Source organism: Streptosporangium sp. G11 (assembly GCF_051192615.1).
GTDB lineage: Bacteria > Actinomycetota > Actinomycetes > Streptosporangiales > Streptosporangiaceae > Streptosporangium.
Genome location: NZ_JBPJUQ010000113.1, coordinates 1 through 17158, shown reverse-complemented (window position 1 = coordinate 17158; position 17158 = coordinate 1). Strand labels below are relative to the sequence as shown.

The 17158-nt window shown below is 68.8% G+C and carries 14 protein-coding genes; 4 read left to right on the top strand and 10 right to left on the bottom strand.

Features of this window, described 5'->3' with window-relative positions; all coding sequences use genetic code 11:
* Window positions 1-399: 399 nt before the first annotated feature.
* Window positions 400-1566: a hypothetical protein gene (locus ACSDR0_RS45325; RefSeq protein WP_435295170.1), complete on the bottom strand. Its 1167-nt coding sequence runs from the start codon at window positions 1564-1566 to the stop codon at window positions 400-402.
* Window positions 1567-1885: 319 nt separating this feature from the next.
* Between ACSDR0_RS45325 and ACSDR0_RS45320 the strand changes: the two genes are divergently transcribed.
* The gene (locus ACSDR0_RS45320) at window positions 1886-2920 is read left to right on the top strand and encodes a site-specific integrase (protein WP_435295169.1); all 1035 of its coding nucleotides are present in this window, start codon (window positions 1886-1888) and stop codon (window positions 2918-2920) included.
* A 91-nt stretch (window positions 2921-3011) separates the two neighbouring features.
* Here ACSDR0_RS45320 and ACSDR0_RS45315 read toward each other — a convergent pair whose 3' ends face one another.
* Together ACSDR0_RS45315 and ACSDR0_RS45310 are read right to left on the bottom strand one after the other, a co-directional pair.
* Window positions 3012-3953, bottom strand: a complete 942-nt coding sequence (locus ACSDR0_RS45315; protein ID WP_435295168.1) for a tyrosine-type recombinase/integrase — start codon at window positions 3951-3953, stop codon at window positions 3012-3014.
* A 330-nt stretch (window positions 3954-4283) separates the two neighbouring features.
* A complete protein-coding gene (locus tag ACSDR0_RS45310) occupies window positions 4284-5189 on the bottom strand; it encodes a LysR family transcriptional regulator (RefSeq protein WP_435295167.1) in 906 nt (301 codons plus the stop codon).
* A 309-nt stretch (window positions 5190-5498) separates the two neighbouring features.
* On the opposite strand from ACSDR0_RS45310, the gene ACSDR0_RS45305 reads away from it, so the two are divergent.
* On the top strand, window positions 5499-6167 hold the full coding sequence (locus ACSDR0_RS45305; RefSeq protein WP_435295166.1) for a hypothetical protein: 669 nt from the start codon (window positions 5499-5501) through the stop codon (window positions 6165-6167).
* A gap of 448 nt (window positions 6168-6615) precedes the next feature.
* On the opposite strand, the gene ACSDR0_RS45300 is transcribed toward ACSDR0_RS45305, so the two are convergent.
* A complete protein-coding gene (locus ACSDR0_RS45300; protein ID WP_435295165.1) occupies window positions 6616-7140 on the bottom strand; it encodes a YaaC family protein in 525 nt (174 codons plus the stop codon).
* Entirely contained in the window at window positions 7086-7658 is a 573-nt protein-coding gene (locus ACSDR0_RS45295; protein ID WP_435295164.1) for a YaaC family protein, read from the bottom strand. The genes ACSDR0_RS45300 and ACSDR0_RS45295 overlap by 55 nt, the downstream gene beginning before the upstream one ends.
* Before the next feature lie 621 nt (window positions 7659-8279).
* On the opposite strand from ACSDR0_RS45295, the gene ACSDR0_RS45290 reads away from it, so the two are divergent.
* Complete coding sequence (locus ACSDR0_RS45290; protein WP_435295163.1) at window positions 8280-8945, top strand: response regulator; 666 nt, start codon at window positions 8280-8282, stop codon at window positions 8943-8945.
* Window positions 8946-9183: 238 nt separating this feature from the next.
* Here the strand turns inward: ACSDR0_RS45290 and ACSDR0_RS45285 are convergent, their stop codons facing one another.
* The 4 genes from ACSDR0_RS45285 to ACSDR0_RS45270 all read right to left on the bottom strand — a co-directional run bounded on the left by ACSDR0_RS45285 (window position 9184) and on the right by ACSDR0_RS45270 (window position 13413).
* Window positions 9184-10395: a monooxygenase gene (locus tag ACSDR0_RS45285; protein ID WP_435295162.1), complete on the bottom strand. Its 1212-nt coding sequence runs from the start codon at window positions 10393-10395 to the stop codon at window positions 9184-9186.
* A 407-nt stretch (window positions 10396-10802) separates the two neighbouring features.
* Window positions 10803-12242 carry an ATP-binding protein gene (locus ACSDR0_RS45280; RefSeq protein ID WP_435295161.1) on the bottom strand — a complete coding sequence of 480 codons (1440 nt, stop codon included), beginning with the start codon at window positions 12240-12242 and terminating at the stop codon, window positions 10803-10805.
* Entirely contained in the window at window positions 12239-12913 is a 675-nt protein-coding gene (locus ACSDR0_RS45275; protein ID WP_435295160.1) for a response regulator transcription factor, read from the bottom strand. The genes ACSDR0_RS45280 and ACSDR0_RS45275 overlap by 4 nt, the downstream gene beginning before the upstream one ends.
* Window positions 12914-13047: 134 nt before the next feature.
* A complete protein-coding gene (locus tag ACSDR0_RS45270; RefSeq protein ID WP_435295159.1) occupies window positions 13048-13413 on the bottom strand; it encodes a hypothetical protein in 366 nt (121 codons plus the stop codon).
* Window positions 13414-13422: 9 nt separating this feature from the next.
* On the opposite strand from ACSDR0_RS45270, the gene ACSDR0_RS45265 reads away from it, so the two are divergent.
* A complete protein-coding gene (locus tag ACSDR0_RS45265; protein ID WP_435295158.1) occupies window positions 13423-13761 on the top strand; it encodes a hypothetical protein in 339 nt (112 codons plus the stop codon).
* Between the two features lie 6 nt (window positions 13762-13767).
* Here ACSDR0_RS45265 and ACSDR0_RS45260 read toward each other — a convergent pair whose 3' ends face one another.
* On the bottom strand, window positions 13768-16788 hold the full coding sequence (locus ACSDR0_RS45260) for a Tn3 family transposase (RefSeq protein WP_435295157.1): 3021 nt from the start codon (window positions 16786-16788) through the stop codon (window positions 13768-13770).
* Between the last annotated feature and the right edge of the window lie 370 nt (window positions 16789-17158).

Sequence of the window (17158 nt, the reverse complement as noted above, 5' to 3'; positions counted from 1 at the left end):
CCACGACCGAGGCCGCCTAAGATCAACCCACGGCACCTACCTCGTCGAGCCTTTTACACCGCTCCGAGGACGCGACCTCTGGTTTTGCCACGGACTGTCAGTGCTGTTGTCACCGAGATGTCAGTTGCATGCCTTCGACGCTCCCCCTCGGGTCAGCGGGCGGATCAGAGATCGACACTGCGCACGGCGCTGTCGCGCCAGCGGCCGACCTTGTTGGCGACAATCGTCATTCGTGCCGTCAGTAACGGTCTTCCTCCACGATCGTCTGCTCTCGGTTCAGCGCTCAGTCTCTTCGCTCGTCCGGTTCGACGCCTGCACCCTTGAACGGGGGCGGGAGATGGCGTTGAGAGAGGCGTTTTCCGGCGCCGCCGGCCGCTGCGGCGCACGGGCGTGTGCGTCTCAGGGACGCTCAGAGAAGTTCTTCGTGATGGGCGGCGCCCCCGCGCCCTCGGCCGACGCGGTCTCCGGGGTCGGCTGGAGAACGAGGAGACGGCTGATTGTCTGCTGGGCGATCTCTTCGCGCTGCTCGGCCGCCTGGGCGCGGTGTTCGGCTCGCTCCAGCGCCTGCTGCAGGGCCTCCAGTCGGGCGTCTGCCACTGCGGTCGCGGTGCGGGCCTCATCGCGGTGGACTCGGGTTTGCCGCAGGTCCTCGCGTTCGGTGGCGAGTTTCTCCTTCAGCTGGGTGATGTGCGCGGTGAGTTCCTCGCGGACCCGGCCGGTCTCGGCGCGCGCCGCCTCGGCGTCCTGGAGCGCTTTCTGCTCGGCGGTCTCGGCGCGCTTAGTGCGGCTACCAGCGGTTTTCAGGTCGCTACGGGCCTGCTCGAGGTCGGCGGTGCGGTCGGCGAGCGTGTTGTGCAGGGTGGCGATCTGCCGGTCGTGGTCGTCGGCCGCGGTGGCGGCCCGGCGGCGTTCGGCGTCCAAGACGCCTTGCAGGGCGTCGCGTTCGGAGCTGATGCGTCGGGTGGTGCGCTCGGCGGCCGCGGCGCGCTCGGCGGCCGCGGTGGCGGCTTGCTGGGCGCGGGCGCGTTCGGCTTCGTGCTCGCCGGCCGCGCGCCAGGCCGCCCGTTCGGAGTCCTCGGCGCGGTGTTGCGCCGCGGTGGCCTGCTGGATGGCCTTGTCGGCTGCGGCGATCGCGGCCTGGGCCTTGTGCTGGGCATCGGTGGCGCGCTGTTCGGCGGCCGCGGCGGCGGCGCGGGCCTCTTCGGCGGCCTGCTCGGCGGCGTCGATCTGGGTGAGCGCGCCGGTGGTCGCGGCGCTCAGCGCCTCGGCGAAGGCGGTCAGCTGGGCGCTCCACTGCTCGCCCGCAGCCAGCAGGTCTCCGCTGAGTGCGCCGGTGCGGTGGAGCGCCTCGGCGAGGACCGGGGTGTGGGTGGCGGTGCGGGCGCGGTGCGCGGCGGCGCGGCAGGCGTCCCCGCAGTACAGGGCCGGACGACCACCGCGGCGGCCCAGCGGCTCAAGCCGGTTGACGCATCCCGAGCGGGCGCACATCCGTCCCGTATCGGGATCATCTGGGCCCGCCTCAAGGGTCACAAAGGGGGCGAACGCACGGGAAGGATCTTCAGTCACTGGCAAAGAATAGCATCGTACCGTTCGCGAACGATCAATATTTCGTACGTCACGATACGAAACTCCAGTGATGCATGCGTGCGGCAGCAGGCTTGCGATAACTTTGCTTATCGCAAGCCTGAGAGCACTAAAATAGACCCGATGATCCTATGAATTAACCGGGAGTAGCTGCATGCATCTGGAGCACCCAGACGACGACAGTGGCGCGATGTCAGGCCTTGGTGTCGATGACGGTGCCGGGGTAGATGTCTCCCCCGAGGAGCCAAGTTCGTCCGGAACCGCGCTCGCCTGGCGCGCTCCTGCCGATAGTGCGGCACGGATGGACGATGCGGTTGTCTTGGACGGGGTGACGATCGCCGGCGAGCGGCGCTCGGCCGACGAGTACGTGACCGAGGAAGCGGCGCGACTGATCGCGGCGGCCCCGGCGGCCAACACCACCCGCGCCTACGCCCGCGTCTGGGCCGGCTATCTGTCCTGGTGCACCACCACCGGCCGCACCCCGCTGCCGGCCACCGCCGCGACCCTGGCCAGTTTCGTCGCCGAACTGGCCGGGCGCGGCCTGGCCCCGGCCAGCATCGACCAGGCGCTGGCCTGCGTGTCGTCCGCGCACGGCAAGGCCGGCCTTCCCAAGCCGCACACCACCGCCGCTCGCGACGCGTTGCGCGCCTACCGCCGCGCCTGGAGCACCAAACCGGGCAACACCGTGCGCAAGGCCCCGCCGATCACCATCGACATCCTGCGCAGCCTCATCGCCCACACCCCCGACGACACCCCCACCGGCATCCGGGACCGGGCCGCGCTGGTGCTCGGCTTCGCCCTGATGGGCCGGCGCAGCGAACTCGCCGCCCTCGACTGCGAACACCTCACCTTCCCGCGCCAAGGACTGGAGGTGTTCATCCCCGTCAGCAAAACCGACCAGGACGCCGCCGGACAAACCGTCGCCGTCCCCTACGGCTCACATCTTTCCACCTGCCCAGTCCGCTCGGTGCAGGCCTGGCTGACCGTGCTGCACGAGTGCGGCATCACCACCGGGGCACTGCTGCGGCCCATCGACCGCTTCGGCCGCATCGGCGGCACCCCCGGCTGGGCCGGCCGCGGCGGACTGCGCCTATCCGGCGTCACCCTGAACACCATCGTCAAGGACGCCGCACTACGCGCCGGTCTGGCCGACGCCGAACGCTACAGCGCACACGGACTGCGCGCTGGCGGCGCCACCACCCTGGCTGATGCGAACGTGCCCACCGGCAAGATCGCTGAACAGGGCCGCTGGAAGCCCACTTCCCCCACCGTGCACGGCTACGTCCGCGCCGTCGACCGCTGGAAGGACAATCCCATGGGCAAAGCCGGGCTGTGAAAAGGGCGCACCCACGCGGCGCTGGTCGGGGTGTCGGTAAGAGTCGTGCAACCAGGTACAGGGGATTGAGTTCGCCCAGGTCAGCGGTGCCCTACTGATCGGTGGGGAGGTGACTGACGGCGTCTTCGAGGTCGGCGTGAGTGGGCAGGGTGTATCGGCGGGTGGTGTCGAGGCGGGCGTGGCCGAGGATCTCGGCGACGACGACGATGTCGGCGCCGGCGCCGGCGCCGGCGCGCAGCAGGTTGGTCGCCAGGGTGTGGCGCAGGGTGTGGGCGGACAGGGCGAGGGCACCCGCGTCGTCGAGGATGTCGGCGTCGGCGGCGAGTTCGTCCATGAGCTGGTCGACGGCTCGGGTCGACAGACGCCCGCCGCGGCGGTTGAGGAACAGGGCCGAACTGGCGGCGCCGGGCCAGGTGGCGCGGTCGGTGCGCCACTCGGTGACCGAGGCGCGGGCGGTGCCGTCGAGCAGCGGGACCTCGCGGGAGGTCTCGCCTTTCCCGGAGCGGACGATGACCTTGCCCTTCCGCGCGGAGAGCGGGACGTCGTCGTCGCCCAGGGCGACGAGTTCGGCGATGCGCAGCCCGGAGTAGAACAGCAGCTGGCCGATCGCGCGGTCGCGGGCCAGGGGGCGTCGTTCGACGGCGTGTAGGTACCGCTTCTGCTGACGGGCGTCCAGCGCGCGGGGCGCGAGCTTGGGGGCATCATCGCGGCGGACGCTCGCGGGGCCGAGCCCGAGCTGGGAAAAGAAGTGGTCCAGCGCGGTCAGATGGGCGTTCACGGTGTTCGACGCGCGGTGCAGGACGGTCTTCATGTGGGTCTTGTAGTCACGGACGGCGAAGTCGCGGTCGTGGGCGTCGGTGAGCGGGTCGCCGTCCAGACCGCTCGCATCCAGCCAGGCAAGGAAGGTCCGCACCCGGGAGTCGTAGGCGCGGCGGGTGTCGCCGTCCAAGGGCGCGCGTTCCAGCGCCGCGGCGTAGGCGGCATGGACGGTGGTGAACGCCTCGGGTACCGCCTGGTGCTGCCGCCCCACCATGGCCTCGCAATATCAGAAGTGGTTTCGACGGGTTAAGCGTAGCCCAGGGCCGCGATATCAGAAGCGGGGCCGGTGCCTGGCTTCCGATATTTGGGTAATATCAGAAGTTCGAGTGCCCTCCGAGCGGAGATCGCGATGGAGTCTTCAGGGGTGCAGATGCTTCGCACGATTGGGCAGCACAACCCCTACGAGCACAGCCGCTGACACCGACCATGCAAGCCGGGCCGAGCATCCGCTCACCACCCAGCCATCGGGTCATCATGGCCGCGTGGACGATCCCGCTGGAGCGCACCCGCAGGTTGCAGTCCGACGGTTATCCACTGAGCGTGCCTACAGCAGGCGGGGGCCGAGAGCCTGGAAGGCTTTCACGAGGGCGTGAACGGCACCACGCCGGTCGGTGCGCCGACATGCGGCGTGGAAGACCATAGGGGCGGCGCCGGTCAGCGTCACCGCCCGCAAGTGAGAGTTCAGGAGCGGAGCGATCTCCGCGAGGGTGGCTATCACGGCTGTGCTATCGGCGGTATGGCGCAGGACATGGGTGAGGTTCCCGGCGTCGGTCTCGACCAGGCGCGCCTCCCGGCGTGGCCGTACATCCTCAAGCCAGAACCGGTTCATCCACTCGTCGGCGGCGGCCGGGTTGTACAGGATGGGGTGCTCACTGAAGTCCTCCACATTCATCGTCTTCGCATCGGCGAGGGGATGCCGGGCGGCGACCACACCGATGCGCGCACTGGTGGTGGCCAGGGGGTAGGAGTTCACAGCGGGATGCCGCACGGGCGCGGTGGTCCACAGGACGTCTACCTGATGGTCGGGCAGGCAGTGGGTGAGCGCGGAAAAGGGAACGTCCTGGCGCACCAGCCGGGCCTCGGGGAAGCTGAGGCGGACCGCTCGGGCGATGCCGATCATGTCGGTGTGTCCAAGAATCACGCCGAGGCCGGCGGGGACACCGATCCGCAGCGTGTAGCGGGCGGGTGCGGCCCAGGCACTGTCACGGGCAGCGGTGGCCTGAGCAATCAAGGGTTCGGCGGCGGTAGCGAACCGCCGACCCGCGGAGGTCACGGCGAACACACCCACAGGGCCCCGCTCGACAAGGGCAACCCCGACTTGCCGTTCCAGCCGTTGGATGCGCTTGGTCAACGCCGATGGAGTCATGTGCAGTCGCACGGCCGCACGCCCATAGTGCCTCTCCTCCACGAGCACCAAGAAGTCAGTGACCAAACCGAGGTCCAGATCCATACGCACCCCTGCGTGGTGGATGAGCCGGGCGACCGATCCAAGACGCCGAGTCAGGAACATTAATCAGTGGTCGCTGCTTCAAGTCTCCGGCAGTTGTCAAGACCTGATTCCTCATTGGAACGAGGAGGGAGTCGCGCTCCGCCGATGCTGTAGAACAAAGTCACCCGTTAAGGCGACCGCCACGACGACGGTGATCATCGGCGCTACGCAATAGCCCTGTCAGGTGCGCGGAGATGATCGCGTGGGCGCGCAAGGGACGAGGATCGTCCCGTCCTTGATCTGCCAAACCTAAACGGCTACGCCCCATTTATGAATCTTTTTGATCAATATAGTCTCCTTTTATCCGACCATTCATCGAGAGGGAAACCGATGAAGGAAGAATCCAACATCAGGCGGTTACCGCGCCGTTCCGTGCTAACCGGCACGCTCGCGCTCGGCCTGTCTGCGGTGGCGGCCGAATCCGTGTTCTCGCCCACTTCGGCGGCAGCGGAACCCCTGTACACATCTTTCGGCTGGCGGTTCTGCAAGAGGTGTTTCGCCCTGTTTAGGTTTAGTTCATCCGGTTTTAGTAGTCTCTGCCCACGCATGGGCCCGCATGAGGCCGAAGGCTGGGTCTTCAAGCTGACGTACAACCGGGAAAGCAGCGGCAGAGGCGAGACCTCCCGCATCCAGGCCAACTGGCGCCAGTGCAACAAATGCTCGACCCTCTACTGGGGCGACGAACCCGGGAGATGCGCGGACCGTGGTGGGATATATGGGCACGAATACGCTATTTACGGTAGGCCTTACAACCAGTTCCTCCTGCCGCACGACCGAGGCCAGCCACGTGGGACGCAGAACCAGTGGCGGTTCTGCGTGCAGTGTTCCGTGCTGTTCTACAACGGCTTCGCCAAAAAGGGTAAATGCCCCGGATACCGCGACGGTCACAAAGCCGCTGGATACGACTTCTCTATCTATGTTCAGGACTACCAGGGTTGAGGAACCCAGGAACAGCGGTAGCGCTGATAATGATCTTGATCGGAACGTGACATCCGGTTCCGAGGTCAGGGGACGGGCCCCTGGGGGCGGTGTCGTCGCTGGCCGCGAACCGCTCCCGGAGCCTGGCGGCGTGGGGGCGGTCGCGGGCGAGGGCCATGAGCGTGCACCGACGCCGAGCCGATGGCCGGCACCCTCACCGGCCTTGGCCCGCCTACGCGGTCGCCCTGGTGGTGGCCACCCTTGACGATGCGACCCGGGGTTCGGTCCTGCCCGGGTACGTCGCGCACCACCTGGGCATGCGGCCCACGACGGTGGCTAGGTTCCTGAAGGGGTCCAGGTAGCAATCGCCGAGAATCCAACGAACCTGTCCCTGAACTGGTAGGCACTGTTCGGTCGGTCGCTGCGCACGCTCCCGACGAGCTTTCTTCACGGCTGATGAAGACGCCGACTAGCCTCCAACCTCCTGAAGCGTCTCGGCAACCACCTGCGGCACGACCTCTCGCGCCCGCCCCAAGATCCGCTCCAGCGTCACCGCGTGACGGCTGGAGTCCACCGCAATATGAGCGCCCCACCGAGCGGGCTCGTACCTGGCCAGCATCGACAGCACGAACAGCACCGCCCACCACGCCATCAGCGGATGCATCGTCTTGCCCGCGCCGGTGATTGCCGGGAACAGGTAGCGGCCCCGGCCGTAGGCGCGGGTGAACGACTCCAGGTAGGCGATCTTGCCGGACTCCCCGGCCGGCCAATCTTCCGGGGGCCGCCAGTTCATCATGATCTCGCCCCAGCCGCCCACGTGCCGCTCGAACTCCGGCGGGCCGTCCACCGAGGCCAGCCGGTACGGCTCCGAGGCCCTCTCCCCCAGCACGAACGCCGACAGATAGTCCGCGAGCGCACCGTGCCCGTCCTCGGCGTCCATCACCCAGTCCGGCAGCGGCCACAGCGGCGTCGGTACGAGCGGGTTACCGCCCATGCGGTGGTACCCTGAGGCTCGATCTGCAGCGCTGTCCGCCGAGCCTGCGGATCATCACCCAGAGGCAGGTCGCGGCACTCGGGAAGACAGTCCCACACCAACTCCAGCCGCATCGGATCATGCACGTCCTTCGGCCACAACGGAGACCCCAGCAGCTCAGACAGCCGGGCGAAGCTACCCTTTCGGTCCGGCGCATCGGTCACCGTCGTGATCCCAGCCAGGTCCGCCGACTTCAAAATGCCCGGCGTCACGTTGATCCCGTGTCCGTCCAACAGCCAGTCCGGGCCCTTCAGGTCCTTTGCCGCGGCCGCAATTGCTCGCCCCGCCTGGCTCAACCCGTAGAACAGCAGGAGCGGACTTGCGGGTCCCACGCTCCCGGCCGCGCGCAGCAACTGCTCGGCCTGCTCCAACGCCGCCACATACGTCCGGCGGCGCGCCTTGTCCGCCGCAGCCGCCGCCGGTGAATCCCACCGCGTCGCCCGCAATCCCTGCCAGATCAGGTCGAAGTCCTCAGCCACACGCCGACCCTAGCCACCCCGACCTCACCCCGGTCGCCCAATTGACCCCTCAACTGCGACAACAGCGCTCAACGTCACCTTGGCGATCGCGCTCGGGCAGCCGGCGAGACGGCACGCTGTATCGACGGCTCGATTCCAGTGGCGCACCAGGCACAAGCCGCTCATCATTGAAGGCGGCCAACGCTGACGTGATTCAGACGCGCGAATTCGGCCACTCTTGGCGGTCGTGGGTGAGCCATGGCGATGAGGAGCGATCGGACCTCGGCGTGCAACTGGCCGCCTTCCGCATCGTGCAGGAGGCCCTGACCAGCGCCCTCAAGCACGCCGGCCCGCGCACCACCGTCGACCTGAGCCTGGCGGCCGACTCCTGCCAGGTCCACATCGTCGTGCACGACAGCGGCCCGCCTGACGATGAACCCGCGCCGGCGGCCAACCGGCCTGAGCGCCGTTTTAACAGTCGTCTCAGGTTCGCTCGGTATGAAGTAGGCATCGCCGGGCGACGCGGGTCTCGGCCTCGCCGGCATGGCCGAACGCGCCGCGCTCTACGGCGGCACGGTCAGCGCCGGCCCCGCATCGGACGACGGGCTGGACCGTCTACGCGACCTTGAAAGGCAGCCATTCATGATCTCTGTGCTCGTGGTGGACGCCCAGCCGCTGCAGCGCTTCGGGTTTCGCATGCTGCTGGAGAGCACCCCCGACACCGAGATCGTCGGCGAGGCCGAGAACAGCGCCGAGGCCGTTCGGCGGACCACCGAGCTGCATCCCGACGTGGTGCTGATTGACATCCGCATGCCGGGCATCGACGGGATCGAGGCCACCCGGCGCATCGTCGCCGCCGGTGGGCGTTCGCGGATCCTGGTGCTGACGACGTTCGACGTGGACCGGTACGCGCTCGCCGCGCTGCGGGCCGGGGCGAGCGGTTTCCTGCTGAAGGACACCCGCCCGGAGGAGCTGCTCGCCGGCATCCGGGCCGTCGCCGCCGGGGACGCGGTGATCGCGCCGGCGCTGACTCGGCGGCTGCTCAACGCGTTCGCCGACCGGCTCGGCGATGACCTCTGCGCGCCCGTGCGGGAGGATCCCCGGCTGGACTCCCTGACCGGCCGCGAGCGCGAGATCCTCGTCGCCATCGGCCACGGCCTCACCAACGGCGAGATCGCGCAACGGTTCACGCTGTCGGAGTCGACGGTGAAGACCCACGTCGGGCGGGTCCTCGCCAAGATCGGCGCACGGGACCGGATCCAGGCCGTTATCCTCGCCTACGACCTGAGACTCACCCGGCCGATTTAGCGCTTCATCTCGCGCGTCCGTCGGGGGCGCGACCGTAGTTCCCAGCCGCACCGCTCCGGGCCGATCCGCTCCGCGTGATCGACCACTCCGCTGCCGGGTCCGCCTGCAGCCGCCCACGTCACCGCCCGTCCGACCGCCACGACGCCGCACGGGTGTGAGTTCAGTGCGGACGTGTGTGAGCTCAGAGCAGTTTTTCGGCTTGTTGACCTCAGTGAGCTCACACACGTTCGACGCTTCGTCAGGACTTGCGGGGGGAGACCGTCATGATGCCCGTGCACATCTCGTCGCTGGTGCCGTCGCCCCACACCACGTAGCGCGGTGGCAGCTTGCTCAGCTGCGGCAGCAGTTTGCGCAGCCCCGCGTCGTGCGTACACGTCACCCGCAGCGTGTCCCCCGGGCCGATCTCCACCGGCGACGGCAGCTTCATCAGCCGCTGGTTGTCGAAGTCGAACTGCGGCACGTCCAGCACGACCTTGGCCTTCGGCGTGCCCGGGTTGAGTTCGACCTTTATGGCCCGCCCGAGCAGGTGCATGTGGCCGAAACCGGCGAACAGCGTCACCGGCGCCTCCACCTTGTGGTCACAGGTCTGGGTGTCACCGGGCTTCGGCGCGCCGCCCTGGTTGCACTCCTCCACCTGACGGTCCGCCATCTCGCCGACATCCGGCCCGAACCGCTTCGTCACGTCCGCGATCGAGGCCGCCCGGTCACAGAGCGGACCCGACTCGTCGGCGGCGCAGGGCAGGTCGATCGGCGCGTCGAGCGACCACGTCTCGAGTTCCCGGGTCTGCGGCGTGCCGTCCGTCAGCCGCAGCCGCACCGCCGAGCGGTCCGACCCGGCCGGCTTGCCGTCGGTCGCGAGCAGGTTGTAGTGGATCTGGAGGACGATCAGGCTGCCCGGCTCCAGCTTGAAGCCGGCGTCCTGGTCGAGCAGCGTCTCCGTGGCGCCCGGCGCCCAGGTGTCCACCCACGCCGCGTCCCCCTCTTCCACCTCGGCGCCGGCCACGCCGGTCCCGCCGAAACACTGCCAGCCGAGGCCGGGGGTCTTCGCGTCCTGCTCGCGCACCGCGGCAGCGCCGCCCGGCGGCACCGCGTACACGATGGCGTGGTGCGCGATGGCGACGTTCTCCGGCATGACCTGGGTCCCGGTCAGGAACGCCGCCTTGGTCAGGCCCGGATCGATCAACTGGCACCGGTACTCGTCCGTGCCGCCGCCCTCCGGCGGCGCGGGCGTGTAGGCCTCGGCCATCTTCAGGTCGACGAACCGCTCGCCGGCGCGCAGCGGCTGCGGTGGAGCCGATGACCTGCCCGCGTGCGCGCTGTGCGAGCCGGCCGCGGCGGGCGCCGCTCTCTTGTCGGCGTCCGACCCGCAGGCGGCGACGACAGCGAACGCCGTCGCCAGCACCATGGTGGCCGCCCCGAACCTCCGCAGTGGACTCTCAGGTTTCGTCATAGCCCTGAACGCTAGGCCCGATTCCGTCCCGTTTCGTCGTACTACGGTCGTCATCTTCAGGAGGGAGGTGGTACCACGGTACTTCTCTCCGGAGCGCCGTTCGACACCCGCACGAGAATCAAGGCCCGTCGCAACTGGGCCCGAAGTCACGCCCACGAAAGTCCGTCGGCGATGGACGGGAGCCAAACTCAGCTCAGAGCCGACTTCTAGGTGGCCGAGCCGGCTGTCCCGACCGGTGGAGCTGCCGGACGGTCAACGGCCGCTCGTGGACGATGAGGAGCCCGCGCTGCAACGGTGAGCGCGGCGGCACGGACGAGATCTGGGACGGGGACCCAGGCCCGTCCCAGATCTTTTCATGGGCCCGACGGTCGCCGCCCGTTGGTCCTGCGCTGTGCGGCCGGGGCGGGTCAGCGCACCGGGGTGTCCTCCCCGGCGGTGAGCCGCGCGATCGGGGCGGCCGGAAGGTCGACCCGAAGCAGCGCGCCACCGCGTGGGGAGCGGGCGACGGTGGCCCGGCCGCCGTGGGCGTCGACGACCCGCTGCACGATCGACAGCCCCAGACCGGATCCCGGCAACGCCCGGGCGCTGTCGGCACGGTAGAACCGGTCGAACACCCGCGGTACGTCGGCGGCGTCGATGCCCGGCCCGGCGTCGTCGACCTCGAGCACCGCCGACGCGCCCTGGGCACGGAGCCGGACCTGGACCGGCTGGTCCGCGGGGGACCACTTGCCGGCGTTGTCGATGAGGTTGAGCACCGCCCGTTGGAGCGCAGCGGGACGCCCGCTCACCCACACGGAGGTCACGTCGAGCGCGACCTCGATGTCGGGCACGCGGGAACGCGCCTGGGTCGCGGCGGCCACCACCACGTCGGCGAGGTCGAGCAGTTCGGTGCTCTCGTCGCTGACGTCACCGCGCGCCAGGTCGGTCAGCTCGGCGGCAAGGGTGCTCAACTCGGCCACCTGGGCGCCGAGATCGTTGAGCAGCCGGGTCCGGCTCTCCGCCGGCAGTGCGCTGTCCAGGGTGCCGCGCCGATCGAGCCGGATCAGCAGCTCGATGTTGAGGCGCAGGCTGGTGAGCGGGGTCTTGAGCTCGTGGGCGGCGTCCTCGGCGAGCAGCCGCTGGGCCCGCCGGGAGTCCCGGAGCGCGGCGAGCATGTCGTTGATCGACTGGATCAGCCGCCGGATCTCCCCACCGCCCTCATCCGGGATGTCGGCGTCGAGATCCCGGGTGTGCGCGACACGGACCGCGGCGGCGGTCAGCCGGTCGATCGGTGCCAGCCCAGTCCGCGCCACGGTCCGCCCGACAAGGGCGCCGCTGACCACGCAGAGCAGCCCGAGCAGCAGCATGCCCAACCCGAACCGGTTGATCGGGGTGTCGTCGGCGACGCGGGCCACCTGGACCGCGCCGTCGCCCGCCCGCAGCGTGTAGATGAGGTAGCCGTCGTCGTCGCTGTCGCCCGACTCCATCAGGTCGGCCGACGCGCCCTGCGCCACGCGCCCGGCGTGCTCGCTGACCGGGGGCAGCGCGGGTTGGCCGGCCGGCGTCCGGATCGAGCCGTCGGGCAGGATGACCCGCACCAGCCGACCGGATCCGGGATACGGCGGTAGCTGGACCTGCGCCAGACCGGCGCGCTTCGCGTTCGTCGCCAGGACGCGGGAGTCGGTGCGTAGCTGATCCTCCGCGGTGTTCTGCAGCTCCCAGTCCAGTAGCTCGCTGGCCACCTGGAAGGCCACGAACACGCTGACCGCGATGGCCGTCGCCGCGATCACCGTCAGCCTGGTCCGCAGGGACCGTCGGCGCCACCAACGGGTCAGCCGGCGCGAGCCCCGGCCGGTGGGCCTGCTCACGGAGGAGTCTCCCGCAACGTGTACCCCAAGCCGCGCAGCGTGTAGATCAATCGCGGCTCACCCTCGGCCTCCATCTTGCGGCGCAGGTAGCTCACGTACACCTGGAGGTTGTTGGCGGTGACGCTCATGTCGAAGCCCCAGATCGCCTCGAACAGCGCGTCTTGGGTCAACACCCGGGTCGCGTTGCGCACGAGGACCTGCAGCAGGGAAAACTCGGTCCGAGTCAGGCGGAGCGGCCGCCCGCCCCGCCACGCCTCGAACCTGTCGGGATCGACCCGGACGTCGGCGAACGTCAGGATCTGCGACTCGTCGTCGCTCGGCGCGCGGCGGCGCAGCAGGGCCCGGACCCGGGCCAGCAACTCCTCGGTGGCGAACGGCTTGGGCAGATAGTCGTCGGCGCCCGCGTCCAGCCCCGCGACCCGGTCGGAGACCTGATCCCGGGCGGTCAGCATCAGCACCGGCAGATCCCGACCCGCCGCCCGCAACCGCCGGCAGGTCTCCAACCCGCCGAGGCGGGGCATCATCACGTCGAGGATCAGCAGATCCGGCGCGTCGCCACCGACCCCGTCGAGCACAGCGAGACCGTTGGCGACGGTGCTGGTGTCGTAACCCTCAACCTGGAGTACCCGCTCCAGCGACTCACGGATGGCCGCCTCGTCATCCGCGATCATGATCCGCACGCCGGCCCGCCCCTCCAGTCGATGCTTTTGCCGCTCATTGTCCCCGATCAACCTGAGGCCAGGATTAGAGCGTCGCCGCTGTGGTGCCCGCGGGCCGTGCTCTTATGGATGCCCAAGCTTGTTGTTTAATCTGCCTGTTCGTGGCGTTCGGTGAGGGTGGCGGCGCGTTTGACGGTTTTGCCCACGTCGTGATGACGGGCGGGAGCCCGGTTCTTTGAGCCTCGGGGTCGTCCGGGGCCGGGCACGGCGGGTTTCGGCGCACCGGCGGGCAGCGTGAGTCTCCCGCGGAGGTGACGAAACCCTCTGCGGACACGGGCCGGGGTGAGCCGCTCGGGCGGGCAGGGGCGCTCCCACGGGCGGCGCAGGTCGAGGGCGAGCGGGCGGGCCAGACGAAGCTGGGTGTGCGCGGCGATGATGAGCCAGGTCCAGCGGTCGGCGGCGTGCGGGTCGCGGATCTTTGGGGTGGCCCAGCCGAGGGTCTGCTTGAACATGCGGAAGGTGTGCTCAAGATCGAATCTGCGGAGGAATGCCTGCCAGAGCCGGGTTGGATTCCCGGCGATTGCTACCAGGACCCTCTGAAGGACGCCCTGATCGGCGAACTGCCCTCCAAGACCTCCCGCCAGCTCCTCGCCGAGTGCCTGGCCCACCGGGAGGAAGAGGGCTTCTACGACGACGACCTCGACGACCTGGTGGCGCCGCGCATGTGCGGTGAACTGCACCCGAGCAACTCCGACGACTCCTACGTCGGGCACTGCACCCTGCCGCTCGACCATGGCCACCGCGCCATCAGACCGCCAGGGGGGCCCAGTGGACGCGCAGCGGGTCCTGACTGCGGGTAGGGCCCGCTATGCGGTCGGCAGGTCGGCGAGGTCCAGGCGCCGGTCGGTGCGCAGCTGGATCTCGCCGTAAGGCGTCATGTTGGTGTGGAACAGCGGGGTGAGGCCGCGCCGGTCGGCGTCGGTCAGGACGTTCTCCCACTCGGGTAGGGCGAGGGTGTCCTGGATCATCAGCGTGTTGATCAGACCGAGGGCCGACTGGAGAATGTGCAGGCACAACATCCCCAGCTCCTGCTCTTCGCGCCGGTTGGAGGCGAGCTCTCCGCGCTTGCCGAACTTGATGTAGTCGCCTGCGCCGTTGTAGTTCTCCACCACGTTCAGCCCGGATTCGGTCTCGCGCTGGAGATCGCGGTCGCGGAGCCACCGGGCGAGGAAGATCGTGCGCTGGGCGCGGCCGACCTCCAGCATCGCGGCGTAGGCCGGGTGGGTGGTCTCGGAGGTGAACCGGCGCAGCAGGGCCTCGGTCGTGGCGGTCCGCAGCCTGATCGCAGTGGCGTACTTCATCATGACGTCGTAGTTTTGGCTGATGATGTCCCACCGGATCGGCCTGGTCAGCGCGGGGCCGAGGAGGGGGTAGGAGAAGTCCTCGCCCTTCCCCGGGACGTACAGCTTCATCTTGTTGATCTGCTTGAACCGGGCGACCAGGTCGAAGTCCAGCAGCCGGGTGATCCCGAACCCGACGTAGCTGGCGCCGTGGGAGTCGACGTAGTTCTGCTCGATCTCCATGTCGGTGCCGTGCCGCATCGCGCCCTCGACCATCGCGTGGACCTCGGAGGCCGAGCAGTTGATGAGCTGGGAGTGGACGGCCATCGACCCGCCGACCTCGACCGTCCAGTAGATCAGCACACCGCGCTTGGCCCTGCGGTAACGGGAGTGCCACTCGGTGAAGATGTTCTGATCGAACGCCGAGAAGTGGGTGGAGTCCGACGCGACCGCGGTCGTGCCCTCGCCCCACAGGGCGGCCTGCCGGACGGCGAAGGTCGCATTCGCGATCACCTGGGCGACCTCGCGGCAGGCCTCGATGGTCAGGTAGCGGCGACGCCCGTACCGCAGGTCGTCCTCGGTGTGCGGGTGGTCGCCGGCGGCCACCGCACGGATCCCGGTACCGGTGCCGTAGGCGTAGATCAGCAGCAGGAGTCGCTCGAACAGCACCTGGGCGTCCAGGTGGTTCTGGGTGCCTGCCGGGGTGAAGACGTTCAAGCAGCCCGTCCGTAGCGCGGTCTCGGTCAGCATGTCCATCAGCGGCACGACACCCCACCGATCCCGGATCGCCGCCTTCAACCGGCGCAGGTTCCGCGGCTCCGGGGCGGCGTCCAGCGGGGTGAGGTGGATCGCCCCGGCGTTGCGCCGTTCGGCGATCCTCAACCAGGAAAGGCCCTTGCCGCCCAGGGCGTCGTTCAGCGCCGACAGTTCGGCGTCCATCTCCGCGCGGAGCTGGTCGACGAACACTTGCGGGTCCAGCGGCTTGCGGAGCTTGGCGTAGTTCTCCGTCCGGTTGGCTTCGAAGTCCTTGGGCAGGTCGTCGTCGGGGTTGCGCCACCGGTCGGCGCCGACCACCCAGATCTCCTTGCAGCGCAGCTTCTCCCGCAGGGTCTGGAAGACGCCGCACTCGTAGACGGTGCGCAGGATCCGCTGCCGCTTGGTGCTGTCGGCCCGGTACATCAGCTCCACCAGTTCGGCCGGGACGATCCCGTCGACGGGGACGTGCTCGCCGAGGGCGTAGCACTTGATCCGGTTGGACTGCTCGGCCTTGTACCGCTTGATCAAGGTGAGGGCCTGCATCATCGGCGCGTGCACGGTGTTCGTCGACCCCAACTCCAGCACCTCCAGGATCTGGATCAGGCCGGTCCGGTAGTGATTGGTGTAGGAGGCCTTGAACACCCGCTGCTTGTGCTGCCGGTAGGAGGAGCCCTTCGCCCTGTACTCGTACAGCAGCTGGACCAGCGTCTTGTAGCCGCCCGGCACGGCCGGGTAGATGACATCCTCCACCCGCGACTCCAAGGCGGCCTCTGTCATCTTGAACAGGATGTTCTCCTTGCCCGACACCCGCTTCAGCTCCGCCACGAAGTCGCTGGTCACCTTCGATTCGGCGCGGGCGTTGATCCGGTGCACCGTCGCGATCAGCAAGTCGACCAGGGTGTCGGTGATCTCGCGGGACCGGCAGCACAGGTAGGCGGCCAGCAACGTCACCTTGACGTCGTGCGGGTGCGAGCGCAGGTGAGAGGGGGCTTCGGCGGCGACGCGCGCCCGCCAGGAGGCCAGCACCTTCGGGGCGACGTCGGTGAACAGGTCGTCCGGCAGGCCGACCTTGCGGATCGCGGTCAGCTTGGTCACCTCCCGCTCGATCGTCTTCACCGACACGTTGCCCGGCTCCTCGCGGATCACCGCGAACACGTCCACCGCAGCGGCCTCGGCGGCGCCGAACAGAGCGCCGTCATCCTCGCCCTGGTCCTCGGGTTCGTCGCCGGGGTCGGCGCTCTTGGCGATCAGAGCGAGCAGCCGCCCGAGGGCCTCAGCCGGGATCCGGCTGGAGACCTGGGAGGTCTGTGTCTGCTCGGCTTGCCGCAGCGCCGTCCCGATGATCCGGCGGATCCGGTCCCGCGCCGGCGGCTCGATCCGCTCCTGGCGAAGATGCGCCAGGAGCTCGGCGCGCACGCGGTCGACCTGCCGCTCCTTGGGGCAGACCTCGGCCGCCAGCCAGTCCGCGGCCTTGTCGGAATCGGCCAGCGAGCACTCCCGGAACCCGAAGTACTTCCGGACATCCTTGCGGTGGTCCTTGATCGATCGGCCGTCCCACTCATACAGCCCCAACTCCGAAGCGGGCACGTCGACCAGCCGGGCGACGTAGGCGATAACCTGATCGGGAAGCTCGGCACGGCCCGTCGGGAACCGGCCGTTCAGCGCATAAAAGCGCAGCAAGAGCGCGAACCCGAGCTTCGTCGCGCCCCGCCGCCCCGACAGCTGATCCAGCTCGTCCCCGACCAGCGTCCAGTTTCCAACGAGCTCGTCCTCGTCCAGCACACGCGCCACGCGGCATCCGGCTCTCTCGCGAAGCGGCCAGCCATGCCGCCGCAAACCACACGAATCCGGATCAATACTGGCCGCGCACGATCACGCACGTCCCACGATCGGGGAAAGGCCCCCTCAACCGGCCCACGGGCACTTCCGCTGACCTGGGCGAACTCAATCCCCTGTACCTGGTTGCACGACTCTTACCGACACCCCAGCTCAGGACGCGCCGGTCGGTCTTAGTGAGTGTTTGAGAGGTGATCGTGAGGTCGTTCTATGGCAGAGCAGAAGACAGAGGACGATGCAACAGCGCGCCCAGGTAGTCGAAGGCGCCAGCCCTAAGCTGATCGTCTATGCAGACATCGCCTAATGAAGTCCTTCAACTGGACGT